21 protein-coding genes are annotated in these 23680 nt (G+C 70.6%); 9 read left to right on the top strand and 12 right to left on the bottom strand.

The genetic code is table 11. From position 1 onward, the window contains the following. Nucleotides 1-128: 128 nt before the first annotated feature. Complete coding sequence (ligA, locus tag O2L01_RS09585) at nt 129-2318, bottom strand: NAD-dependent DNA ligase LigA (protein WP_344469117.1); 2190 nt, start codon at nt 2316-2318, stop codon at nt 129-131. Nucleotides 2319-2506: 188 nt separating this feature from the next. Here ligA and O2L01_RS09580 point away from each other — a divergent pair, with 188 nt between their 5' ends. The 5 genes from O2L01_RS09580 to O2L01_RS09560 all read left to right on the top strand — a co-directional run bounded on the left by O2L01_RS09580 (nt 2507) and on the right by O2L01_RS09560 (nt 7320). After that, nucleotides 2507-3943, top strand: coding sequence for an alkaline phosphatase PhoX (locus O2L01_RS09580; RefSeq protein WP_270121693.1), 1437 nt, complete (start codon nt 2507-2509; stop codon nt 3941-3943). A gap of 205 nt (nt 3944-4148) precedes the next feature. After that, a complete protein-coding gene (locus O2L01_RS09575; RefSeq protein WP_270121692.1) occupies nt 4149-4880 on the top strand; it encodes an ABC transporter ATP-binding protein in 732 nt (243 codons plus the stop codon). A gap of 1 nt (nt 4881) precedes the next feature. Further along, nucleotides 4882-5619, top strand: a complete 738-nt coding sequence (locus O2L01_RS09570; protein WP_270121691.1) for an ABC transporter permease — start codon at nt 4882-4884, stop codon at nt 5617-5619. Between the two features lie 9 nt (nt 5620-5628). Continuing rightward, on the top strand, nt 5629-6246 hold the full coding sequence (locus O2L01_RS09565) for a TetR/AcrR family transcriptional regulator (protein ID WP_270121690.1): 618 nt from the start codon (nt 5629-5631) through the stop codon (nt 6244-6246). A 57-nt stretch (nt 6247-6303) separates the two neighbouring features. Further along, complete coding sequence (locus tag O2L01_RS09560; RefSeq protein ID WP_270121689.1) at nt 6304-7320, top strand: magnesium and cobalt transport protein CorA; 1017 nt, start codon at nt 6304-6306, stop codon at nt 7318-7320. Here O2L01_RS09560 and O2L01_RS09555 read toward each other — a convergent pair. Beyond that, a complete protein-coding gene (locus tag O2L01_RS09555; protein ID WP_270121857.1) occupies nt 7317-8057 on the bottom strand; it encodes a VIT1/CCC1 transporter family protein in 741 nt (246 codons plus the stop codon). The two genes, O2L01_RS09560 and O2L01_RS09555, sit on opposite strands and share 4 nt — an antisense overlap. 178 nt (nt 8058-8235) lie before the next feature. Between O2L01_RS09555 and O2L01_RS09550 the strand changes: the two genes are divergently transcribed. Both O2L01_RS09550 and O2L01_RS09545 read left to right on the top strand, forming a co-directional pair. Then, the gene (locus tag O2L01_RS09550) at nt 8236-10527 is read left to right on the top strand and encodes a DUF4153 domain-containing protein (RefSeq protein WP_270121688.1); all 2292 of its coding nucleotides are present in this window, start codon (nt 8236-8238) and stop codon (nt 10525-10527) included. A gap of 133 nt (nt 10528-10660) precedes the next feature. Then, nucleotides 10661-11305 (top strand): sulfotransferase family protein, encoded by a 645-nt coding sequence (locus O2L01_RS09545; RefSeq protein WP_270121687.1) that lies wholly within the window; start codon nt 10661-10663, stop codon nt 11303-11305. 10 nt (nt 11306-11315) lie between these two features. Here the strand turns inward: O2L01_RS09545 and O2L01_RS09540 are convergent, their stop codons facing one another. From O2L01_RS09540 to O2L01_RS09530, 3 genes are read right to left on the bottom strand one after another with little or no spacing between them, the layout of a single operon-like run. After that, nucleotides 11316-12311, bottom strand: a complete 996-nt coding sequence (locus O2L01_RS09540) for a methionine synthase (protein ID WP_270121686.1) — start codon at nt 12309-12311, stop codon at nt 11316-11318. Then, nucleotides 12304-13434, bottom strand: coding sequence for a tRNA 2-thiouridine(34) synthase MnmA (mnmA, locus tag O2L01_RS09535; RefSeq protein WP_344469119.1), 1131 nt, complete (start codon nt 13432-13434; stop codon nt 12304-12306). Before mnmA ends, O2L01_RS09540 begins: the two co-directional genes overlap by 8 nt. A 38-nt stretch (nt 13435-13472) precedes the next feature. Continuing rightward, nucleotides 13473-14630: a cysteine desulfurase family protein gene (locus tag O2L01_RS09530; protein ID WP_270121684.1), complete on the bottom strand. Its 1158-nt coding sequence runs from the start codon at nt 14628-14630 to the stop codon at nt 13473-13475. Nucleotides 14631-14927: 297 nt separating this feature from the next. On the opposite strand from O2L01_RS09530, the gene O2L01_RS09525 reads away from it, so the two are divergent. Continuing rightward, nucleotides 14928-15839, top strand: coding sequence for a hypothetical protein (locus O2L01_RS09525; protein ID WP_270121683.1), 912 nt, complete (start codon nt 14928-14930; stop codon nt 15837-15839). A gap of 70 nt (nt 15840-15909) precedes the next feature. On the opposite strand, the gene O2L01_RS09520 is transcribed toward O2L01_RS09525, so the two are convergent. The 3 genes from O2L01_RS09520 to O2L01_RS09510 form a co-directional block, all read right to left on the bottom strand. Next, nucleotides 15910-16524 (bottom strand): biotin transporter BioY, encoded by a 615-nt coding sequence (locus O2L01_RS09520; RefSeq protein WP_270121682.1) that lies wholly within the window; start codon nt 16522-16524, stop codon nt 15910-15912. Between the two features lie 425 nt (nt 16525-16949). Then, nucleotides 16950-17879: an electron transfer flavoprotein subunit alpha/FixB family protein gene (locus O2L01_RS09515; protein WP_270121681.1), complete on the bottom strand. Its 930-nt coding sequence runs from the start codon at nt 17877-17879 to the stop codon at nt 16950-16952. Between the two features lie 9 nt (nt 17880-17888). Then, nucleotides 17889-18659, bottom strand: a complete 771-nt coding sequence (locus tag O2L01_RS09510; RefSeq protein ID WP_270121680.1) for an electron transfer flavoprotein subunit beta/FixA family protein — start codon at nt 18657-18659, stop codon at nt 17889-17891. Nucleotides 18660-18808: 149 nt separating this feature from the next. Between O2L01_RS09510 and O2L01_RS09505 the strand changes: the two genes are divergently transcribed. Continuing rightward, nucleotides 18809-19126 carry a PLD nuclease N-terminal domain-containing protein gene (locus O2L01_RS09505; protein ID WP_270121679.1) on the top strand — a complete coding sequence of 106 codons (318 nt, stop codon included), beginning with the start codon at nt 18809-18811 and terminating at the stop codon, nt 19124-19126. Between the two features lie 65 nt (nt 19127-19191). Here the strand turns inward: O2L01_RS09505 and clpX are convergent, their stop codons facing one another. From clpX to O2L01_RS09485, 4 genes are all read right to left on the bottom strand, one after another. Beyond that, nucleotides 19192-20493 (bottom strand): ATP-dependent Clp protease ATP-binding subunit ClpX, encoded by a 1302-nt coding sequence (clpX, locus tag O2L01_RS09500; protein WP_270121678.1) that lies wholly within the window; start codon nt 20491-20493, stop codon nt 19192-19194. 328 nt (nt 20494-20821) lie between these two features. After that, a complete protein-coding gene (locus tag O2L01_RS09495) occupies nt 20822-21484 on the bottom strand; it encodes an ATP-dependent Clp protease proteolytic subunit (RefSeq protein WP_270121856.1) in 663 nt (220 codons plus the stop codon). Between the two features lie 22 nt (nt 21485-21506). Further along, nucleotides 21507-22160 (bottom strand): ATP-dependent Clp protease proteolytic subunit, encoded by a 654-nt coding sequence (locus tag O2L01_RS09490; protein WP_344469043.1) that lies wholly within the window; start codon nt 22158-22160, stop codon nt 21507-21509. Nucleotides 22161-22430: 270 nt separating this feature from the next. Then, complete coding sequence (locus O2L01_RS09485; RefSeq protein ID WP_270121677.1) at nt 22431-23588, bottom strand: S8 family peptidase; 1158 nt, start codon at nt 23586-23588, stop codon at nt 22431-22433. Between the last annotated feature and the right edge of the window lie 92 nt (nt 23589-23680).

Genomic DNA, 23680 nt, shown 5'->3' with positions numbered 1-23680 from the left:
TCGGCGGCCCTTTCGGGCGATGGGCGCCGGGCCGTTGGTACGACAGGGGCAAGCATCCACGAGTCGACTCTGCCTTGATCTAACGAGTCTCCCCCCGTGAAGGAATACGGATCGTTACTAACTTGTGATCATTCTGGTTCGGTCTCGGCATCTGGTGTTTCCGGTACGGACAACCCGTCCTCGAGGAACGCCGCGAACTCCTCGCCGCGCACGATCGGGACACCGAGCTGGACGGCCTTGTCGTACTTGGAGCCGGGCTTGTCCCCCGCGACGACCGCACCGGTCTTCTTGGACACCGAGCCGGAGACCTTGCCGCCGCGGGCCTTCACGGCCGCGGCCGCGCCCTCGCGCGTGTATTCGGGGATGCCGCCGGTGATGACCACTGTGAGCCCCTCGAGGGTCTGCGGCAGCACCTCCGAGGGGTCCGGGGCGTCGTCCTGCATCCGCACGCCCGCCTCGCGCCAGCGCTCGACGATCGCGCGGTGCCAGTCGACGGCGAACCAGTCCTTGATGGCCGCGGCGATCGTGGGGCCGACGCCGTCCACGGCGGCCGTCTCGGCCTCGTCGGCGTTCGCGATGCGGTCGAGGTCGCCGAAGTGCTCGGCGAGGGCCTGGGCGGCGACGGGACCGACGTGGCGGATCGAGAGCGCGTTGACGACGCGCCACAAAGGCTGCCGCTTCGCGGTCTCGAGGTTCTCGAGCATCTGGACGGCGGTCTTCTTCGGTTCGCCGTTCTTGTTGGCGAAGTAGGCGACGACCTTGTCCTCGCCGGTCTTCGGGTCGGTCTTGGGCAGGCCCGTGTCGGGGTCGCGCACGACGACCTGGATGGGCAGCAGGTCCTCCATCTTGAGATCGAAGACGCCGCCCTCGTCTTCGAGGACCGGCTCGGCGCCGAGCGGTTCGACGAGCGCGGCGCACGCGATGTAGCCCATGCGGTCGACGTCGAAGCAGGAGCGCCCGGAGAGGTAGGCGAGGCGTTCGCGCAACTGGCCGGGGCAGGTGCGGGCGTTGGGGCAGCGCAGGTCGACGTCGCCTTCGGAGGCCGGGGCGAGCACGCTGTCGCATTCGGGGCAGCGCTCGGGCATCACGAACTCGGTCTCGTCGCCGGTGCGGGCGGCCTCGACCGGGGCGACGATCTCGGGGATGACGTCCCCGGCCTTGCGGACGACGACCGTGTCGCCGATCCTGACGCCCTTGGCCTTCACCTGGTCGGCGTTGTGGAGGGTCGCGAACTCGACTTCGGAGCCGGCGACCCGGACGGGCTCGAGCACGGCGTAGGGGGTGGCGCGGCCCGTGCGTCCGATGGAGACCTTGATGTCGAGGAGCCTGGTGTTGACCTCCTCGGGCGGGAACTTGTAGGCGACGGCCCAGCGCGGGGTGCGGGAGGTCGCGCCGAGGCGGCGCTGCACGGCCGTGTCGTCGATCTTGATGACGACGCCGTCGATCTCGTGCACCAGCTCGTGGCGCTTCTCGCCGTACTCGGCGATGTACTCGAAGGCCTCGCGGATGGTGCCCACGACGCGCCAGTAGGGGCTGACGGGCAGGCCCCAGGCGTCGAGCGCGGCGTACGCGTGGGACTGCGAGTCGGGTTCGAAGCCGCGCAGGGCGCCGAGGCCGTGTGCGATGAAGCTGAGGGGCCGCTCGGCGGTCTTGGCGGCGTCCTTCTGCCGCAGGGAGCCGGCGGCGGCGTTGCGCGGGTTGGCGAACGGGGCCTTGCCGGCGGCGACCTGGGATTCGTTGAGGCGCTCGAAGTCGGCGCTCGGGAAGTAGACCTCGCCGCGCACTTCGAGGAGTTCGGGCACCTCGTAGCCCTCGGCGGCGGTGAGGCGCTGCGGGACGGCCTTGATGGTGGCGACGTTCGCGGTGACGTCCTCGCCGGTGACGCCGTCGCCGCGGGTGGCGGCGCGGACGAGGCGGCCCTGCTCGTAGACGAGGTCGACGGCGAGGCCGTCGATCTTGACCTCGCAGAGGTACGGCTCGTCGGGGACCTCGGCGGTGATCCTGTCCGCCCAGGTCTGGACCTCTTCGAGGCTGAACACGTCTTGGAGGCTGAGCAGCTTCTCGAGGTGCTGCACGGGGGTGAACGCCTCGGAGAAGGTGCCGACCTGCTGCGTGGGCGAGTCGTTGCTCTGCAGCTCGGGGTAGGCCGTCTCGATGTCGATGAGCTCGTGGAAGAGCTCGTCGAACTGGCTGTCCGAGATCGTGGGCTCGGCGAGGTAGTACCGCTTCCGATGCTCGGTGACCGCCGCGGCCAGGGTCTCGTGGCGCTCGCGGGCGCGCTCGAACTCGGGGCCGGCGGTCCGGCCGGTGCCGTCCAGGTCTGCGTCAGTCGTGCTCACGGCCCCATTGTGTCAGCTGGGTCCGACGTTTCGTGGACGCCGAAGCCTTATGCAACCGGTCACCTCGCGTTCACGTCGTGATTGCCCCGTCAACCCCGAGGGCCGGAAGGATCGGCCGCGTACGGCCCGTACAGCCCCTTGCTTGCCCCGTCCCGAAGGAGTCCGGCATGGCGATCACCTCGATCGGCGGCTCGAACCGCCGCAGTTTCCTCCGCCGCGGCGCGACCGCTGCCGGCGCGAGCCTCTTCGCGGTCGCCGCGATGGAGGGCCTGTCGATCCGCGCGGCCAATGCGAAGGACGGCGAGAAGGACCGCAGCTGCCCCGACAACGGCGGCTACGGCGAGCTGCGCGAGCTCACCCGCACCGACCCGGAGTCCGGGTTCGCCCAGACCCTGTGGCTCCCCGAGGGCTTCGACTTCAAGGTGTTCGCGGTGGCCGCGTCTCCGATGCGGGACGGCAACCGCACCCCGCTCGCGCACGACGGCATGGCCTGCTTCCCGACCGGGCGGCGCGGCGAATGGCGGCTCGTGCGCAACCACGAGGAGCGCAACGAGCCCGGCGTGGGCGTCCCGGCCGGGAGCCCCGAGCGGCGCTACGACGCGCTCGGCGGCGGCGGGACCACGACGATGAGCGTGCGCTGGGACGACGGCGAGCCGCACTTCGTGGAGGCCTGGCAGTCGCTCTCGGGCACGATCGTGAACTGTGCGGGCGGACCGACCCCGTGGGGCTCGTGGCTCTCGTGCGAGGAGACCACGGCCGGGACGGGCGCCGGCTGGGCGGCCGACCACGGGTACGTGTTCGAGGTGCCGTCCGCCGAGGAGGTTGAGACGGTTCCGGTGCCGCTCAAGGAGATGGGCCGCTTCGTGCACGAGGCGGTGGCCGTGGACCCGCGCTCGGGCGTGGTCTACGAGACCGAGGACCAGAACACGGCCGGCTTCTACCGGTTCCTGCCGAACGTGCCGGGCGACCTCGCCGCGGGCGGGCAGCTGCAGATGCTGAAGATCGCCGACGAGTGGAACTACGACACGCGGACCGGCCAGCGCGCCGGGCGCAGCCTGTACGTGGAGTGGGTGGACATCGACGAGCCGGATCCTGCCGACGCGGAGGCGAACGAGCTCGCGGTGTTCGACCAGGGCTGGGCGCGCGGCGCGGCGGTGTTCGGGCGGCTCGAGGGCTGCTTCTACGGTGACGGCGCGGTCTACATCGCGTCCACTTCGGGCGGCGACGAGGGCGAGGGCCAGCTGTGGGAGTACCGGCCGCGCGGCCACAAGGGCGGCACGATCAAGCTGGTGTTCGAGTCGCCCGATGCGGACCTCTTGTCCTATCCGGACAACATCACGGTCTCGCCCGGCGGCAACCTGATCCTGTGCGAGGACACGAGCCGGGACCTGCCGGCGATGCGGGGCCTGACGCGGGACGGGGAGATCTTCCCGCTGGTGTACCACGAGGGCAGGACGGAGTGGTGCGGCGCGACGTTCTCGCCTGACGGCAAGGTGCTGTTCGCGAACATGCAGGGCGCGACGCGCGGCGAGCTCGGCGATCCGGTCTTGGAGCCGGGGCGCACGGTCGCCATCTGGGGGCCCTGGAGCAAGGGCGTCCTCTGACAGACTCACCTCCCGCTCTCGGCGAAGCTTGCGAGCCGTCATCGAGTGGAGCAGCGGTCCGGCCGCGCGCAACGTCCCCGTGCGCGTCCGGGCCGCTTTTTTCGTGCTCAACGGGCCCGGCTGTGCGACACTGGAGGTAATTCACTAGACGATGAATTCCCGTGCTACGGTTAATTCATCAACCGTTGAATTACTGGAGGCTCCCATGCCACCCACCCCCGAAGCGGCCATCGCCGTCGACGACCTCGTCGTGGACCGCGGCGGCCAGCCGGTCCTCAAATCCGTCTCGACCCGCATCGCCGCCGGGTCCGTCACCGGCCTGCTCGGGCCCTCGGGCTCGGGCAAGACCACGTTCATCCGCGCTGTCGTGGGCACCCAGAAGGTCAAGTCCGGCACCGTGGAGGTGCTCGGCCGCCCCGCCGGGACGAAGCCGCTGCGCAGCCGCGTCGCCTATGTCACGCAGGACGCCTCGATCTACCCCGACCTCTCGGTGAAGGCCAACGTCGCCTACTTCGCGGCCCTCTACGGCCGCAGCCGCTCCGAGGCCATGGGCGCGATCGAGCGGGTGGGCATGGGCGACCACGCGCACAAGCTCGCCGCGAACCTCTCGGGCGGCCAGAAGACCCGCACCTCCCTCGCGTGCGCGCTCGTCATCGAACCCGAAGTGCTCGTGCTCGACGAGCCGACCGTGGGGCTCGACCCGGTGATCCGCGAGGAGCTCTGGGACCAGTTCCGCGGGCTCGCCGAGCAGGGCGCGACCCTGCTCGTCTCGAGCCACGTGATGGACGAGGCGGACCGGTGCGACCGGCTGCTGCTGTTGCGCGAGGGCCGCTTCATCGCCGACGACACGCCGGCCGACCTGCGCGCCTCGACGGGCACCGCGAACCTCGAAGCGGCGTTCCTCCACCTCATCCGCGAACTCGAGAAGGCGAACTGACATGTCGCTGCGCATCACCTTCATCACCGCGGGGCGCATCCTGCGGCAGCTCCTCAACGACCGCCGCACGGTGGTCCTCATCCTGGCCGTGCCGAGCCTGATGATCGCGCTCATCAGCGCCATCATGGACGCCGCGCCCGACGTGTTCGACTCGGTCGGGCTGATCCTGCTGGCGTTCTTCCCGTTCATGATGATGTTCATGATCACCTCGATCACGCTGCTGCGCGAGCGCACCGGCGGGACCCTCGAACGGCTGATGACGACGCCGACCGGGAAGCTCGACCTCGTCGGCGGCTATGCGATCGCGTTCGGTGTGGCGGCCGCGAGCCAGACCGTGATCGCCGCCAGCGTCGCGTACCTGTTCCTGGGTTTGGAGACGGCGGGCCCGGCGTGGGCGGTGTTCCTCATCGCGGTCGTCTCCTCGCTGTTCGGGATGGCGTTGGGGCTCTTCGTGTCCGCGTTCGCGACCACCGAGTTCCAGGCGATCCAGTTCATGCCGGTCTTCGTCGTCCCGCAGCTGCTGCTGTGCGGCCTGATCTGGCCGCGCGACCAGATGGCCGGGTGGCTGCAAGGCGTCTCTGACGCGCTGCCGATCACCTACGCGGTCAAGGCCCTCACCGAAGTGCAGACCAACCCCGAGATCACCGCGGCCATGTGGAGGGACCTCTCGATCGTGGCCGCTGCGGCGCTCGTCGCAACGGTCCTCGGAGCCGCGACGCTGCGGCGGCGCACGAACTAGGGTTCATCCGTGGCCAGAACGAAGCGCGCCGGACGGCGGACAGGGAATCCCGACACGAAAGCCGAGATCCTGGCCGCCGCCCGGCGGCTGTTCGCCGAAGGGAGCTTCGAAGCGGTCTCCATGCGGCGCATCGCGACCGAGGCCGGGGTGGACCCGTCGCTGATCCACCACTACTTCGGGTCCAAGGACGACCTGTTCCTCGCGGCGATCGAGCTGCCGATGGACCCGGCCCCGGAGGTCGCGGCCGTCCTCAAGGCCGGGGGCGTGGAAGGCGCGGGCGAGCGGCTGATGACGGCGTTCGTGGCGATCTGGGACGGCCCGCACCAGGACAAGCTGCTCGCGGTGGTCCGCACGAGCCTGTCGAAGCCCGCGATGTCGTTCGTGCTCCGCCAGTTGTTCGAGCACCGCATCGTGAAGACCGTGGAGGACGTCCTCGGCGACCAGGTGGACCGGATCCCGGTGCGCGCCAGCTTCATCGCGAGCCAGGTGTTCGGTCTCGTCGTGGCCCGGTACATCCTCAAGCTCGAGCCGGTGGCGTCGCTGAGCTCGAGCGAGCTGGCCGAGACCATCGGCCCGACCATCGACCGGTACCTGACGATGCCCGTCGAGCACCTCGCCAAGGACTGACGCGAGCGCCGCTCGCACGCCTCTCGGGCCGGAGCGGCCCGCCCCTAGACTGGCCGCATGCCGATCGTCGACAGCGCCATCTACCGGAGGGGCGTGCGCGAGTCCCACCACGTGACCCTCGACCAGACGTTCGAGGACCTGCACGAGCACGGCGGCTTCGCCTGGATCGGGCTCTACCGGCCCACCGAGGCCGAGCTGACGGCCGTCGCCGAGGAGTTTGAGCTGCACCACCTCGCGATCGCCAACGCCACCACCGGGCACCAGCGCCCGAAGCTGCAGCGCTTCGACGAGACCCTGTTCGTGGTCCTGCGCCCCGCCCGGTACCTCGAGGAGACCGAGCAGGTCGAGTTCGGGGAGGTGCACCTGTTCATCGGCCCGAACTTCGCGATCACCATCCGCCACGCCGAGTCGCCCGACCTCGCGCAGGTCCGCCGCCGGCTCGAGGCCGACCCGGAGCTGCTCGCGCTCGGGCCGCAGGCGGTCCTGTACGCGGTGCTCGACGAGGTCGTGGACGGCTACAACCCGGTCGTCGACGGCATGGAGGACGACATCGACGAGATCGAGGACGAGCTGTTCTCCGGCGATCCCGACGTCGCCCGCCGCATCTACGAGCTCGCGCGCGAGGCGATGGGCTTCCAGCGGGCCACGCACCCGCTCGTGCGGATCTTCCGGTCTCTGGAGGCCGGGTACGACAAGTACCAGGTCGACATCGAGCTGCGCCGGGACATGCGGGACGTGCTCGACCACGTGCTGCGCATCGTCGAGCGCGCGGACACGTTCCGGGCCCTGCTCGAGAACGCGCTCACCGTGCACTCGACGCTGGTCACGCAGGCGCAGAACGAGGAGATGCGGCAGCTCTCGCACGCGAGCATCGAGCAGGGCGACCAGGTCAAGAAGATCTCGTCATGGGCGGCGATCCTGTTCACGCCGGGCCTGGTGGCCGGGATCTACGGCATGAACTTCACGCACATGCCCGAGTTGTCGTGGATCCTCGGCTACCCGATGGCCATGGGGATGATGCTGCTCTCGGCCGGGCTGCTCTACCTGGTCTTCAAGCGCCACAACTGGCTTTAGCCCGTCGCGACGCCGAAGGCCGAGCCGATGAGGTAGGTCGCGACCATCGTCGCCGCCCCGACCGCCATGACCCGCAGCATCGCCTTGGCGCGCGGCGCGCCGCCGAGCCTCGCCGAGGTGTAGCCGGTGAGCGCCAGTGCGGCGATGACCGCGATCGCGCAGCCGACGACGCGGGAGCCGTCGGGCAGCAGCGTGATCGCGACGAGGGGCAGCAGCGCCCCGCAGGTGAACGAGATGAACGAGGAGATCGCGGCCTGCCAAGGGCTGGTGAGCTCGTCGGGGTCGAGGCCGTACTCGACCACCGCGTGGGCGCGCAGGGGGTTGCGCTCCGAGAGCTCCCTGGCCGCGTCCTGCGCGGTCTCGCTGGAAAGGCCGCGGGCTTCGAGGTTCGCGGCGAGTTCGGCTTCGGCGCCGTCGGGGTCCTCGGCGAGTTCCTGGCGCTCGCCCTCGACGAGGGTCGCCTCGGTGTCGCGCTGCGTCGAGACGGAGGTGTACTCGCCGCCGGCCATCGAGAACGCGCCGGCGACCAGGCCCGCGACGCCTGAGAGGAGGATCGTGGACCGGTCCGAGGTGGCGCCGGCGACGCCGATGACGATGCCGGCGGTGGAGACGATGCCGTCGTTCGCGCCGAGCACGCCGGCGCGGAGCCAGTTGAGGCGGTTGCCGATCGAGCCGGGCCCGTCGCCGTTGTGCGCGCCGCTGTCGTGCTCGTGCCCTTCATGTCCGTTCTGTGCCATCACGATTCCAGTGAACCACAAGGTTGCGCCCGGTGGGAGTTCTCACAAGACCCTGGGAAATGCGGGACCTTCGGATGAATTGTCCGGCACCGCGGGCTGACGCTCTGTAATGGACACTTCCCTTGCTTGACGGCGGCCGCTATCGTCGGCACTCCCTCCGATGAGAAGGGGCTCTTCAATGAGCGAACCCGCTGACTCCCCAGCTCCGCGGCCCGAGAACGCCGAGACGACACCGGCCGGCACGCCGAGCGAACCTCCCCGGGACGCGGCACCGGCCGCACCACGCCGGCCCGAGACGCCGATGGGCGACTCCCGGCCGGACCATCCCGCCGATCCGGAACCCGTTCCCGCGCAGGCGACTCCCCCGCGGCCCCCGGCCCGCGCCGAGGCGGCCCCAGCGCCCGTCCCGCCGCCGCCCGCGCCGCATCCCCAACCCGCCGGGGCCGTGACCGCCGCCGAGTACCAGCGGCAGGCCGCGTACTACGCGCAGCTCCAGCGCCAGCCGCGCTTCGCACCTCCCCCGAACCCGCGCTGGCACCGGCCCGACGAGACGCCGAAACCGGCGATCATCGTGCTGGTCATCGCGGTCGCTCTGTTCGGGGCGTGGGCCGCGTTCCACCCCAGCGGCGTCGGGATCGGCCTGTCGCTCACCGGCATCGCGATGCTCGCGGTCCCGCTCGCGGCGGGCCACCGGTCGGACCTGGTGCCGCGCCTGCCGGGCGCGATGCTCGTGGCGGCCCTGTGGTCGGTCGCGGCGTTCCGCGACGCGGGCTGGGTCGTGCTCCTGTGCACCGTGACCGCGTTCCTGCTCACCCCGGTCGCGCTCGCTCCGCAGCGGCGCTTCAGCGGCGCCGCCGTCACCGTGTTCATGGGCTGGCTCGAAGGCCTCGCCGAGTCGTTCCGGTGGGCCAAGCGCGGCCGCCGCGCCAGGACCGGCGGCGGCTCGAGCATGCGGAACCTGTGGGTCGTGCTCGTCACCGCCGCGCTGCTCCTCGTCTTCGGCGGGCTCTTCGCCGCCGCGGACAGCACGTTCGCGGACCTCATCGTGCGGCTCATGCCGGAGATCGACGCGGCCGAGGTCTTCCTGCGGCTCGTGCTCGCCGCGGTCCTCTTCCCGCTGGTCCTCGTGTGGGCGTACACCGCGGTCGTCAAGCCGCGCTTCGACTCCGAGCGCCCCGAAGGCGAGCACCGCACGGTCTCGCGGTTCGAGCTCTCGGTCCCGCTGGGCGCGTTGAACCTCCTGTTCGTGGCATTCATCGCGGTCCAGTTGCGGGTGTTCCTCGGCGGCGAGGCGTACGTCATGGAGACCGCCGGGCTCACCTTCGCCGAGTACGCGCGCAAGGGCTTCTGGCAGTTGAGCTTCGTCGCGGCCCTCGCGCTCGCGGTCATCGCCGTCGCGGCCTGGCTCGCGCCGAAGCGCACCAAGCGGGACCGGTGGGCGGCCCGCATCCTGCTCGGCACCCTCTGCGCGCTGTCCATGGTGGTCATCGCCTCGGCGCTGTACCGCATGTACACCTACGCCGAGACCTACGGGCTCACCCGGATGCGCGTGTGGATCTTCACCGTGGAGATCTGGCTCGCGGTCCTGTTCGCGCTCGTCATCGTCTGCTGCTGGAAGCTCCGGGCCGGCTGGCTGCCGCGCGCCGTGCTCGGCTCGGGCGCGCTCGCGCTGCTCGGCCTGGCCGCCGCGAACCGGGACGCGCTCATCGCCCGCTACAACCTCGACCACGAGCACGCCGTCGACCTCGTGTACCTCTCCGGCCTCTCCGACGACGCGGCGCCCGTGTTCGCCGATGCCGACCTCAGCCAGGCCGACCGCGACTGCGTGCTCGACCGGGAGGAGCGGGACGAGGAGCGGGCGCTGCTGGCCTGGAACCTCGGCTACCAGCGCGCCCTCGACCTGCGAGAGGCGGCCGCCGAGTCCACGACCGCGTGCGACTGGATGGGCACCTATCAGTCCTATGAGGACGTGCAGAACCAGGTGTCGGGCAACGCGTTCTTCACCGCCGACCGCTGCTACGAGTTCGACACCACCAAGGCCGCCGCGATGTTCCGCCAGCTCGGCCACGAAGCGGCCGTGCTGGACTCGGACGACGCCCTCCGCGAGGCGAGCACCGAACTGGAGTACTACTCCGACGCCACCGGGACCCTCTACTGCGGCTACAGCTCCGAGACGACGGAGGCCTACCTCCGACTCGAGGTCAAGCGGTTCGCCGACGCGGCGGGCGCCTCGGACGCGATCGAGCAGGACCTGCTCGACGCCGCGGGCATGGGCTACGAAGCGACCGAGCTCGCCGACGACTCCTTCACCGGGATCGGGACCTACAACGACGACTACCGGTACGCCGTGGTGGACGAGGAGCTGTACGTCTCGGTGTTCGTGATCCACCCGCCGGACGACGCGGCCGCGGACGAGGTCGCCCGCGAGTTCGCCGGGCAGGTGCAAAGCCGGTACCGCGAGTTTGCCTGAGGGAATGTCCAAAGTCACCTTCGGTGGCGCGGCGGTCACTGAGCTGCCGCGCCACTGGCGTCCCGCTCACCGGGACTAGACGCCCGCGTTCATGACTCTTGCCTGTTCCGTTGCGGCCGTTTATGTTACGTGAATGTTGCGTGTAATCGGCGCGGGACTCCCGCGCACCGGAACCATGACCCTCAAGAACGCCCTCGAAACCCTCCTCGGCGCCCCCTGCCACCACATGGCCGAGGTCTTCGCCCGAGCCGAGACCGACCCTCCCGCGTTCAAGGCCGCCGCCGAAGGCGACTACCCCGACTGGGACGCCCTCTTCGAGGGCTATGCGGCCGCCGTCGACTGGCCCGCCTCGGCGTTCTACGCCGAACTCGCCGAGCAGTACCCGGACGCGATCGTCGTGCTCTCCCGGCGCGACAGCTTCGAGACCTGGTGGACCAGCGTCAACAACACCATCTTCAAGCGCTTCGAAGACCCGCTGGTCGAGGCCGGCCCCGAATGGCTCGCGATGATCGAGGGCCTGTGGACCAAGACCTTCGGCGACGCCGACCGCACCGGCGACACGGCCGCCGTCAAAGCCGCCTACGAGCGGTACCACGACCGCGTCCGCGAGACCGTCCCCGCCGGGCGCCTCGTCGAGTTCGAGACCGGCGCCGGCTGGGAGCCGCTGTGCAAGGCCCTCGACCTGCCGATCCCCGCAGAGCCGTTCCCGCACCTGAACTCCACCAAGGAGTTCAACGACAAGATGGCGCAGTTCCAGGCCGAGCACCCCCAGCCGTAAGGAGCCGCGGTCAGCCGCGGAGCCGCTCGGCGGCTTCGCGGCTGGCCTCCATGGCGAACCGCGCGTAGTCGGGGCTCGCCCCGGCCATGCCGCACGTGGTCGAGACGGACACCTGCCGCGGCAGCTGCTCGGGGTCGAAACCGAGCCGGTGCCACAGCGCCTGCACCCGGTCGGCCGCCTCCTTCGCGACCCCCGGGCGCGGCTGCCCGAGCGAGGGCACGACCCCGGCGATGAGCCGCCCGCCGCCGTCCAGGTACTCCCCCAGTGCGTCGACCTTCGGCACGTCGTCGAGGTCCACCAGCGTCAGATCGACCGAGAGCGCCTGCGCCCCGGCCTCTTCCAGCAGCTTCACCGGCACGTCCGGCGCGCAGCAGTGCACGACCACCGGCACGCCCACCCGCTCGGTCAGCTCCCGCAGCCGCTCGCGCGCGACCTCCGGCGGCACCCGCCGGTAGAAGTCGAGACCGGATTCGGTGTTCACGCGGCCCGCCAGCGCCGCCGGGAGGCTCGGCTCGTCGATCTGGACCGACAAGGCGGCGTTCGGCATCCGCGCCTGCGCAGCCGCCACGTGGTTCCGCAGGCCCTCGGTGAGGGACGCGGTGAGGTCGGCGACCGCGCCGGGGTCGGCGAGCATCGCGCCGCCCGTGCGCCGCCACAGGTTGGCGGCGAGCGTGAACGGGCCGACGGCGGTCAGGCGGACCGGACCGGTCGCGTTCACGCCGTGGAGGGCGTCGAGGTCGCGTTCGAGGAAGTCGAGGGCGCGGCGGGCGTCCCGGCCGGCCAGGTCGGCGAGCTCCCAGCGGAAGGCCCACCACTGCACGGGCAGGCCTTCGAGGAGGGCCGCGCCGCGGCCGATCATGTCCGCGCCGAGGCCGCGGTCGGGCAGCTCGGGCAGGATCGGCCATTCGGGGAGTTCCCCGAAGACGATGTTGACGGCCTCGTGGACGTCCGTCCCGGGCATGGAGCCGACGCCGGTGGCGACGCCCATGGGCAGCGCCTCAGACACTCGCGGTCTCCGCAGACTCACCCTCGCCGACGCTTGCGGAGGCGTAGCTCTGCGTCGCGTCGATGGTGCCGGACGCGAGGACCGCGTCGCCGTCGTCCGAAGGGTCGTAGACGACGAGGGCCTGGCCGGCGGCGACGCCGAACGCGGGCTTGTGGAGCTTCGCGGTGAGCCCGCCGTCCTCGGGGGTCACCGTCGCCGGGTAGACCTCGCCGTGGGCGCGGAGCTGGATCTCGGCCTCGAACGGGCCGGTGCGCTCGGCGGCGAGCCACACGGGCGCGCCGGTGCGGATGCGGTCGACGCGCAGGGCCTCGCGGGGGCCGACCTCGACGCGGTTGTCGACGGGCGTGATCGAGAGGACGTAGCGGGGCTTGCCGTCGGCGGCGGGGCGCTTGAGGCCGAGGCCGTGGCGCTGGCCGATGGTGAACTGGTGGGAGCCGTCGTGGCTGCCGAGGACTTCCCCGGAGGCGGCGTCGACGATCTCGCCTTCCTTGCGGCCCAACCGGTTCTTGAGGAACCCGGAGGTGTCGCCGTCGGCGATGAAGCAGATGTCGTGGCTGTCGGGCTTCTTGGCGACGGCGAGGCCGCGCGCTTCGGCCTCGACGCGGACCTGGTCCTTGGGGGTGTCGCCGAGGGGGAACACGGAGCCGGCGAGCTGGGCCGGGGTGAGCACGGCGAGCACGTACGACTGGTCCTTGCCGGGGTCGACGGCGCGGCGCAGGAGCCCGTCCTCGCCCTTGCGGGCGTAGTGGCCGGTGACGACGGCGTCGAAGCCGAGGGCCAGGGCGCGGTCGAGGACGGCGGCGAACTTGATCTTCTCGTTGCAGCGCAGGCACGGGTTCGGGGTGCGCCCGGCCGCGTACTCGGCGTAGAAGTCCTCCACGACGTCCTCGTGGAAGCGCTCGGCCATGTCCCACACGTAGAAGGGGATGCCGATGACGTCGGCGGCGCGGCGGGCGTCGCGGGAGTCCTCGATGGTGCAGCAGCCGCGGGCCCCGGTCCGGTAGGTCTGGGGATTCTTGGACAGCGCCAGGTGGACGCCGGTGACGTCGTGCCCGGCCTCGACGGCGCGGGCGGCGGCGACGGCCGAGTCGACTCCGCCGCTCATGGCGGCCAGTACTCGCAGTTTCACGTGTTCAACCTTAGGCCCGTTTTCGGGAGCGGCTAGGAGAGCCCGGCGGTCTTGGCGCGCCGCACGGCCTCGGGCAGGGCCGTGACGAGCGCGTCGACGTCGGCTTGGGTGGTGGGCCAGCCGAGCGTGAAGCGCAGGGAGGAGCGGGCGTCGTCCGCTTCGGCGCCCATCGCGAGGAGGACGTGCGAGGGCTGGGCGATCCCGGCCGAGCAGGCGGAGCCTGTGGCGCATTCGACACCGGCGGCGTCGAGGAGCATGAGGAGGGCGTCGCCTTCGCAGCCGGGGAACGAGAAGTGCGCGTTCCCGGGCAGGCGCGATTCGGCGTCGCCGTTGTAGACCGCTTCAGGGACCGTGGCGCGGATGCGGGCCACGAGGTCGTCGCGGAGCGCCGCGAGCCGCCGCGACTCGGTCTCCTGGGTGCGCACGGCGTGCGAGACGGCTTCGGCGAGCGCGGCAATCCCGGGCACGTCGAGCGTGCCGGAGCGGATCTCGCGCTCCTGGCCGCCGCCGTGGAGGAGCGGCACGGCCTTCACATCGCGGCGGAGGATGAGCGCGCCCGTACCGGTGGGGCCGCCGAGCTTGTGGCCCGAGAGGGCGAGCGCGGCCGCGCCGGACGCGGCGAAGTCCACGGGGACGTGGCCCACGGCCTGGATCGCGTCCGTGTGCACCGGGATGCCGTGCGCCGCGGCGAGCGCGGCGATCTCGGCGATGGGCTGGAGGGTACCGACCTCGTTGTTCGCCCACATGCAGGTGAGCACGGTGACCTCGGCGCCGCGCTCGTCGAGGAGCTCGGCGAGGACGGCGGTGTCGACGCGGCCGAGCTTGTCGACCGGCAGCTCCGTGACGTCGGCCTTCTCGTGGTCGCCGAGCCACGCCACGGCGTCCGCGACGGCGTGGTGCTCGATCGCGGTCGTCACGACCCGGTTGCGTTCCGGCGTGCGTCGGAACCAGTGGACGCCCTTGACGGCGAGGTTGTCCGCCTCGGTGCCCGAGCCGGTGAAGATGACCTCCCCGGGTTTGGCGCCCAGGGCTTCGGCGATGCGCTCGCGGGCCTCCTCGACCGTGCGGCGGGCAGAGCGCCCGGAGCCGTGCAGGGACGAGGCGTTGCCGAGGGCGCGGGCGGTGCGCACGTAGGCGTCGAGCGCCTGGGGGAGCATCGGCGTGGTCGCGGCGTGATCGAGGTAGGCCATGGCCCCTCCAGTCTACGTTCGGTGCACGGCCCGCTCGCTTCGCCGTGGCCGGGGCGTCCCGGCTCACTCGGGCGGGCCGCGGCGGCGCTTCCGGGAGCGGCTCCGCACCGTTCCGAGGGGTGGGAAATCGGCGCCTGGATCTTCCGCATTAGTCGGCGTAATGCGTCGTGGTGCGCGCGAGATAGAATCTGACGAATCCTCCTACCTTTCCGATCGCAAAGGGGTCGCCCCCCGAGACCGGGTGCCGCAGAAGTGTCGAGTCTTCGACGCCCGAGTCGAGAGAAAGTGTGTGTGCCGATGACGCCTGAGCTCGCCGAAGCGCTACGCGCCGGGCCGTTCCACACTGCCCTGCGAGTGGCCATCCAGACCAGCGGGCTCGGTCTCGACCGCATCCGCCACCGCCTCGCCATGCGCGGCATCACCGTGTCGACGACGAGCCTCAGCTACTGGCAGTCCGGCCGGTCCCGCCCCGAGCGCGCCGAGTCCCTCGCGGCGGTGACGGCCCTCGAAGACCTCCTCGAACTCCCCGCCGGGTCCCTGCGGGTCCTCCTGGGCCCCAAGCGGGCCCGCGGCCCCCGCTCCATCCGCGGCCAGCTCCCCCGCCCTGACGCGGTCCTCGGCGGCGACGCCGTCCGCGAACTGTGCGACCAGGTGCCCGCCTCCCGCGAGCACACCCTGGACATCCTCAGCCAGCAGGTGATCGTCCACGTCGACTCCGAATGGCAGGAGTCGGTGTTCGAGCTGTCGATGCTGGTGCGCGCCAGGCGCGACGACGTCGACCGGTACATCCTCCTATACCGCGGCGACGAGGGCTGCGACATCGACGACATCGAGTTCAAACCGGTCCGCGACTGCAGCGTCCCGAACATCCTGCGCCACCCGGACGCGCCGGTCGCGTTGGCGGAGATCGTGTTCGACACGCCGCTGCCGAAGGGCGCGACGCACCTGTTCGAGATCGTCGTGCAGGGCAACGGCGGCAGGTCGAGCGGGCACGGCAACGCGTTCCGCTACCCGGTCGACCAGTACTCGCTGCAGGTGCGGTTCGCGCCGGACGCGATCCCGAGGCGCGTGTACCGCTTCGCGCAGTCGAGCCTGCAGCGCGAGAAGCGCGAGACCGGCGACCTCCAGTTGGGCCCCAACCGGACCGTGGCGCTGGCCGAACCGGTCCCCCGCCCGGGGGCGTTGGGCATCGGCTGGGAGATCGAATAAGACGCACGCGAAAGGGCCCCACCGGAGATCCGGTGGGGCCCTTGAGCTTTACGCCTGTGAGCGAGGAGCTCTAGCTCTCGCTGTCGCGGAACCTGTTGACGAGCGCCCAGGTGCCGGGCAGCAGCAGCGCGGCGACGACGAGCTTGACGGCGTCGCCCGCGAGGAACGGGGTCATGCCGGCGGCGATCGCGTCGGAGGCGCTCATGTCGAGCGCGAACGCGAGGTAGGGCACGCCGAACGCGTACATGAGGACGTTGCCGACGACCATGAGCCCCACGGTCTTCAGGATCGTGCGGTCGCCGCCGCGCTTGGCGAGGAAGCCGACCGCGACGGAGGCGGCCAGGAAGCCGAGGATGTAGCCGAAGGTCGGCATGGCGAAGCCGGAGGTGCCCTCGGTGAACCACGGGACGCCCGCCGCGCCCGCGGCGAGGTACACCGCGAGGGTCAGGCCCGCGCGGAGCGGCCCGTAGGCGGCGCCGAGGAGCAGCACGGTGAAGGTGGTGAGCACGAACGGGACCGGGCTGATCTGCGGGATGGTGATCGCGATCTGCGCGGAAGCGCCGACGGCGCCGGCACCGCCGAGCACGAGCACGGCGTCCCGCGCGTACGCGGCGGCCTTCGTGCGAGCGGGCAGGAGATCAGCGAGAACGCTCGGCGCGGCAATCGAGGCGGCTTGGGCGGCCATTTGCGGATTCCTCCAACATCGTATGTAGGTTCTATATAACGAGAGGCTGTCCCGAAGCGTAACGCACCGTTGTTTCAACGAAATGTCGGTCCCCCGAGCCACCATCGAACCGGGGCGACTCCGAACCCGAGCCGCCCTCGCAACACAACTCGTCGCGCAGCCGCCCGCCGATCACCCCGCCGCCCGTCGGACCCCGATGCCATCATCGAACCGGGGGCGCTTGCGAATGCCCGATTTGCAGGCAAGCGCCGCGAACCGCCCAACTCCCCCAAGCGAATCGCCCGCCTGTCGTACGCGCGAGGCACCATCGAAGACGGGGGCGATGGCGAACACGAGCCGCCCTCACCCCAGGCGCGCGGCCACCCTCGACAACGCACGGGCCCGGCCCGCCCCTTTCGGGGCGGGCCGGGCCGCGTCGCGTTTCGCTACTTGCGCTTCTCGATCTCTTCCAGCGCCTGCGGGAGCACCTGGAACAGGTCGCCCACCACGCCGAAGTCGGCCATGCCGAAGATCGGCGCGTCGGCGTCCTTGTTGACCGCCACGATCACGCGCGAGGTCTGCATGCCCGCGCGGTGCTGGATCGCGCCCGAGATGCCGGCCGCGATGTAGAGCTGCGGGCTCACCGTCGTGCCGGTCTGGCCCACCTGGAACTTGTGCGGGTAGTACCCGGCGTCCGTCGCCGCGCGCGACGCGCCCACCGCGCCGCCCAGGGAGTCCGCCACGCGCTCGATGAGCGCGAAGTCCTCCGCCGAACCCACACCGCGGCCGCCGGAGACCACGATGCCGGCCTCGGCCAGGCCCGGCCGGTCCCCCGCGGGCTCGTCGACCCGCTGGGTCACCTTGACGCGCTGGTCGGTCTCGGCCAAGGTCGCCGAGACGGCCTCCACCGTCGGGGCGCCCGGCGCCGGAGCGGGCTCAGTGGAGCCGGCCTTCACGGTCGCGAGCGTGAACCCCTTGGTGGACTTGGACTTCACCACGGTCGCTCCCGCGAACGCGTCCTGCGTCGCGGTCCCGTCGGCCTCCAGGCCCGAGACGTCCGTGAGCAGGCCGTTCTCCAGCGCCACCGCCACGCGGGCGGCGAGGGCCTTGCCCTCGTCGGTGCTCGGCAGCAGGAAGCACCCCGGCGCGGCCGAGCGCGCGAGGTCGATGAGGACGGTCGCCTTCGGATCCACGAAGTAGTCGTCGGCGCCCGGGGCGTCGACGCGGTAGACCTTCGCCGCGCCGTACTCGCCCGCCAGTGCGGCCGAGGCGTCGTCGAAGGCGACGGCCGAGACGTCGCCGAGGGAGCGGCCCAGCGTGAGGACCTCAGCGGCGTGCTTGCCCGAGTTCGGCACGTACACAAGGATGTCAGTCATCATCGGCTCCTAAATGAACTTCTCGGCGGCGAGGAATTCGGCGAGCGCGGCGCCGCCCTGGCCTTCGTCGGTGACGATCTGGCCGGCGGTGCGGGCGGGGCGCTCGGCGGCGCTGAGCACTTCGTTGCCCGCGGCGGCGGGCCCGGCCTCGGTGACGCCGAGGTCGGCGAGGGCCAGGGTCTCGACGGGCTTGCGCTTCGCGGCCATGATGCCCTTGAGCGACGGGTAGCGCGGGGTGTTGATGGTGTCCCAGACGGAGACGATCGCCGGGAGGTCCGCGCTGAGCACGTCGTATCCGTTGGCGCGCTGGTGCTCGACGGTGACGGTGGTGCCGTCGACGTCGATCTTGCGGGCGCCGGTGAGCGCGGGCTTGCCGGTGCGGGCGGCGAGCATCTGGGGCATGACGCCCATGCCGGAGTCGGTGGACTCGGCGCCGGCGATCACGAGGTCCCATTCGAGGCGGCCGAGGGCCGCGGCGAGGATCGCGGAGGTGGTGAGGGCGTCAGAGCCGCCGACGGCGTCGTCCTCGATGTGCACGGCCTTGTCGGCGCCCATCGCGAGGACCTTGCGTACGGTTTCCGTGGCCTGGCTCGGCCCGAGGGTGAGGACGGTGACCTCACCGCCTTGGGCCTCTTTGAGCTGGAGGGCGGCTTCGACGGCGTACTCGTCGAGCTCTCCCATGACGTTGTTGGCGCCGTTGCGGTCGACCCGCAACTGGGCGTCCAGCTGTCTCGCGAGTCCCGAGTCCGGGACCTGCTTGACCAGAACCACGATGTTCATCGACAACCTCCGAGGTCGTACTAGAGGACGCTTGTTGACCTTAGTTTTCGTTCAGGCGTCTCGGGCTGAACTATATCCTACGAAGTTACTTACGGGTAACCACCCGAGGCGTTGTTGTACACGGCGCGGCGGACAGGCATGATTGGACCATGATCCGCGCGTTCGTCTTCCTGGTCCTCGCACACCTGGCGCTGGTCATCGCAGCGGTCGCGGACTGCCTCGGCGGTGAACACGCCCCCAGGAAGCTCACGCGCGCCTGGTGGGTGCTCATCATCCTGCTCGTCCCGATCGTCGGCGGGATCCTGTGGTTCACGGTCGGGCGGGCCAGGCCCCCACGGCCGCAGCCCGGTCCGCGCCACGGCAGCGCCGGTCCGCACACGCCGTGGGGCCCGGTCGCGCCTGACGACGACCCGGACTTCCTGCGGGACATCGACCGCCGCCTGCGGGACGAGAACAAGGAAGACTGAGCTGGTACGACGACGGCTGGTACGACGGCGGCCTCTAGAACGGCGGGTTCCAGAACGGCGCCGCCTCAGGCCGACTTCTCGCGGCGCAGGCGCACGGCCCGCCGCGGGGTGGCCTTCGTCCTGGGCACGAGTGTGGGGTTCACGTTGCGGCGCACCACGTCGGCGGTGATCTCGACCTTCGCGACCTCGTCGGCGCGCGAGGGGATCTCGAACATGACGGGCTGGAGGACCTCTTCCATGATGGCCCGCAGCCCGCGCGCGCCGGTGCCGCGGAGCATCGCGGACTCGACGATCGGTTCCAGTGCGTCCTCGGCGAACTCGAGTTCGACGCCGTCGAGCTCGAGGAGCCGCTGGTACTGCTTGACCAGCGCGTTCTTGGGCTCGGTGAGGATGCGCAGGAGCGCGGCCTTGTCGAGGTGGTCCACTGTGGTCAGGATGGGGAGGCGCCCGACCATCTCGGGGATGAGCCCGTACTTCAAGAGGTCGTCGGGCATGACCTGGGAGACGATCGCGTCTTCGGCGGAGTCCTCGGCGTCGTGCAGGTGGGCGGTGAAGCCGACGGTGCGCTTGCCGACGCGCGACTTGATGATCTCCTCGATCCCGGCGAACGCGCCGCCGCAGATGAAGAGGATGTTCGTGGTGTCGATCTGGATGTGCTCCTGGTGCGGGTGCTTGCGCCCGCCCTGCGGCGGCACGGCCGCGTGGGTGCCTTCCAGGATCTTCAGGAGCGCCTGCTGCACGCCCTCGCCGGAGACGTCACGGGTGATCGAGGGGTTGTCCGCTTTCCGGCCGGCCTTGTCGATCTCGTCGATGTAGATGATGCCGGTCTCGGCGCGCTTGACGTCGAAGTCGGCGGCCTGGATGAGCTTGAGGAGGATGTTCTCCACGTCGTCGCCCACGTACCCGGCCTCGGTGAGGGCCGTGGCGTCGGCGATGGCAAACGGGACGTCGAGCATCCGGGCGAGGGTCTGCGCGAGGTGGGTCTTGCCCGAGCCGGTGGGGCCGACCATGAGGATGTTCGACTTCTGGAGCTCCACGTGGTCGCCGCCGCGGATGGAGCCGAGCTCGTCGAGCTGCACGCGCTTGTAGTGGTTGTAGACCGCGACCGCGAGCGAGCGCTTCGCGGCGTCCTGGCCGATGACCCACTGGTCGAGGAATTCGACGATCTCCTTGGGCTTGGGCAGGTCCTCCCAGGCCACGTCGGCTTCCTCGGCGAACTCCTCTTCGATGATCTCGTTGCACAGGTCGATGCACTCGTCGCAGATGTAGACGTTGGCCGGGCCCGCGATGAGCTTGCGGACCTGCCGCTGCGACTTCGAGCAGAACGAGCACTTCAAGATCTCGCTGTCACCCAGGCGAGGTGCCATCGCGGTAACTCCCTCCCTCGGCGGGCCCGTGGGCTCAGGCCGAGCGTGCTTTCTTGCTCCATCGTTGAAAGGTCAACCGGTGCCACCGATCCGGGTCCGTTGATTCAGGACGAACCGGTGTCTCGATCCAGTATTTCGCATTTGCGGCCACCGCGCCACCCTTGCGGGACCTGGGCCGCGGGACCTGTGCCACGGGGCCGGGGCCACGGTATCGCGGCCGGGCGACATCGGGGGCGGATCGAACGGAGGTGAGCTTCCGTCAGGTGGCGCGGGACGACGGGCCGGGCGTCCGCGGGCTGGACGCCCGGCCCGTCGCTCTCGGGCGTGGCTACGCCGCGGCCTCGGCGGGCAGGGCGTTCTTCTTGCGGTAGGTCAGGACGTTGTCGACGATGCCGTACGCGACGGCCTCCTCGGCGGTGAAGATCTTGTCGCGCTCGATGTCGCGGCGGACCTTGTCCACGGGCTGACCGGTGTGGCGGGCGAGGATCTTCTCGAGCTGGTCGCGCATGCGCATGATCTCGCGGGCCTGGATCTCCATGTCGGAGGCCTGGCCGAAGGTGCCCTCGGTGGCGGGCTGGTGGACGATCACGCGGGAGTTCGGCAGCGCGGTGCGCTTGCCGGGGGTCCCGGCCGCGAGCAGCACGGCGGCGGCCGAGGCGGCCTGGCCCATGCACACGGTCTGGATGTCCGGGCGCACGTACTGCATCGTGTCGTAGATGGCCATCAGCGCCGTGAGCGAGCCGCCCGGCGAGTTGATGTACATGATGATGTCCCGGTCGGGGTCGTTGCCCTCGAGGACGATCAGCTGGCTCATGATGTCGTTCGCGGACGTGTCGTCGACGGGGGACCCGAGGAAGATGATCCGGTCCTCGAACATCTTGTTGTACGGGTTCATCTCCTTGATCCCGTACGAGGTCTTCTCCGTGAACGACGGGACGATGTAGCGGGCGCGCGGGTCGAAGCCGCCGCCGGCCTGGGCGTGGATGTCCATCATCTGGTTCCCCTATTCCTTACTAGTTGGCCTCGGCGGGGACGTCGGCCACCCGCTTGACGACGTGGTCGATGAAGCCGTAGTCCTTCGCCTCGGCGGCGGTGAACCAGCGGTCGCGGTCGGAGTCGCGCTCGATCTCCTCGATCGTGCGGCCGGTGTGCTCGGCGACGCGCTCCTGGAACATCTGCTTGGTGTACAGCATCTGCTCGGCGAGGATCGCGACGTCCGAGGCGGTGCCGCCGATGCCGCCGGAGGGCTGGTGCATCATGATGCGCGCGTGCGGAAGCGCGTAGCGCTTGCCGGCGGTGCCGGCGCACAGCAGGAGCTGGCCCATGGAGGCGGCCATGCCCATGCCGACGGTGGCGACGTCGTTCTTGATGTACTGCATGGTGTCGTAGATGGCCATGCCGTCGTAGACCGAGCCGCCGGGCGAGTTGATGTAGAGCTTGATGTCGCGGTCAGGGTCCTCGGCTTCGAGCAGGAGGAGCTGCGCGCACAGGCGGTTGGCGATCTCGGAGTTCACGTCGGAGCCCAGGAACAGGATGTGCTCCTTGAGCAGCCGGTCGAAGACCATGCTGTCCAGGCCGACCGAGGACGGGTCGCCACCACCGCGACGTGCGACCGCGTTGACGACGTCCTTCTCCAGCTTCGAGGAGAACGGAATCGAATGCTCCATGTCTTGCACCTTCATTCTGTCTCGGCGATATGCACTCGGCGATGCGGTTACCAACCCAGACCTTAGCCCGTCGGGGCGACGATCGGACGCGCCTGGGCTCCGTGTTCGCTGCGAGCGGAGCGCGGGCCTCGGCGAAGCTTGCGAGCCGTAAATGAGCATTGCGTCCCCCCGCCCATCCTGCGGCGCGGGCCGCTCGGGAGGTCCGGCTTCCCTGGCCCGGAAACGCGATCGGGGCCCGGCCGAAGCGGCCGGGCCCCTGTGGAGTCCACGCTAATCGGTGACCTGCAGGAGCAGGTTCGGGCTGCCCTGCACGTCGCTCACCGCCCCCGGGGCGGCCGCGCCGGTGAGGGCGTCCGCGACCTCGGCGGGGGACGCGTCCGGGTGGGCCGAGAGGTAGACCGCGGCCGCGCCGGCCACGTGCGGCGAGGCCATCGAGGTGCCGCTCAGCGAACTGGGCTGGCCGAGCAGGTAGGTGGAGGTGATGTCCTCGCCGGGCGCGAAGAGGTCGACGCAGTCGCCGTAGTTGGAGAAGTCGGCGCGGGCGTCGGCCTCGGTCGAGGCGGCGACGGTGATCGCCTCCGGGGTGCGGGCCGGGGAGACGCCGCACGCGTCGGCGGTCTCGTTGCCCGCCGCCACCGCGTAGGTGACGCCGGAGTCGATCGACGCGGCGATCGCCGCGTCGAGGGCGTCGCTGACGCCGCCGCCGAGGCTCATGTTCGCCACGGCGGGCTTGACGGCGTTCGCGGTCACCCAGTCCACGCCTTGGATGACGCCGGCGGTGGTGCCGGAGCCGAGGCAGTTGAGGACCTGCACGGGCACGATCGTGACCGCTTTGGCCACACCGTAAGTGCTGCCGCCGACGGTCCCGGCGACGTGCGTGCCGTGGCCGTTGCAGTCGAGGCCCTGGAGGCCGGGGAGGATCGCGGAGAACCCGGTGCCGGTGCGCCCGGAGAAGTCCGGGGTGCTCGCCCAGATCCCGGTGTCGATGATGTAGGCGGTGACGCCCTCGCCGCCGTTCGGGTAGGTGTACGAGCCCGAGAGCGGCAGGGCGGCCTGGTCGATCCGGTCGAGGCCCCACGACGGCGGGTCGTCCTGCGTCGCCTGGATCTCGAGGGTCTGGTTCTGCTCGACGTAGGCGACGGACGGGTCGGCCGCGAGGCGCTCGGCCTCGCTCTCGCTCATCGCGGCGAGCACGGTGTCGACGGAGCCGAAGACGGACTCGACGTCGCCGCCGAACTCGTCCACGACCTGGGTCTCGACCCCGTCCTCGAAGGCGACGAGGTACTCGCCGGCGATGGCGTCGGGGCTGTCGGCGGCGAGGATCTCCGCCGTCTCGGCTTGGGCGGGGGCCGCCGCGAAGCCGGTCGCGGCGAGGGTCAGGAGCGAGGCGGAGAGGAGATAACGACGTACGGGGGGAGAGTTCACCATGTACGAACACCCTTCGGGAGAAAACGGGCTATGGCATCTGTCACAAACTACCAAGAAATTGCTAGATTTGGTTACCTCGCGGTAGCGAAAAC

This window comes from Glycomyces lechevalierae (genome assembly GCF_027622945.1).
GTDB classification, from domain to species: domain Bacteria; phylum Actinomycetota; class Actinomycetes; order Mycobacteriales; family Micromonosporaceae; genus Glycomyces; species Glycomyces rutgersensis.
The sequence above is the reverse complement of the archived record's forward strand: the minus strand, read 5'-3'. Positions and strand labels throughout refer to the sequence as shown.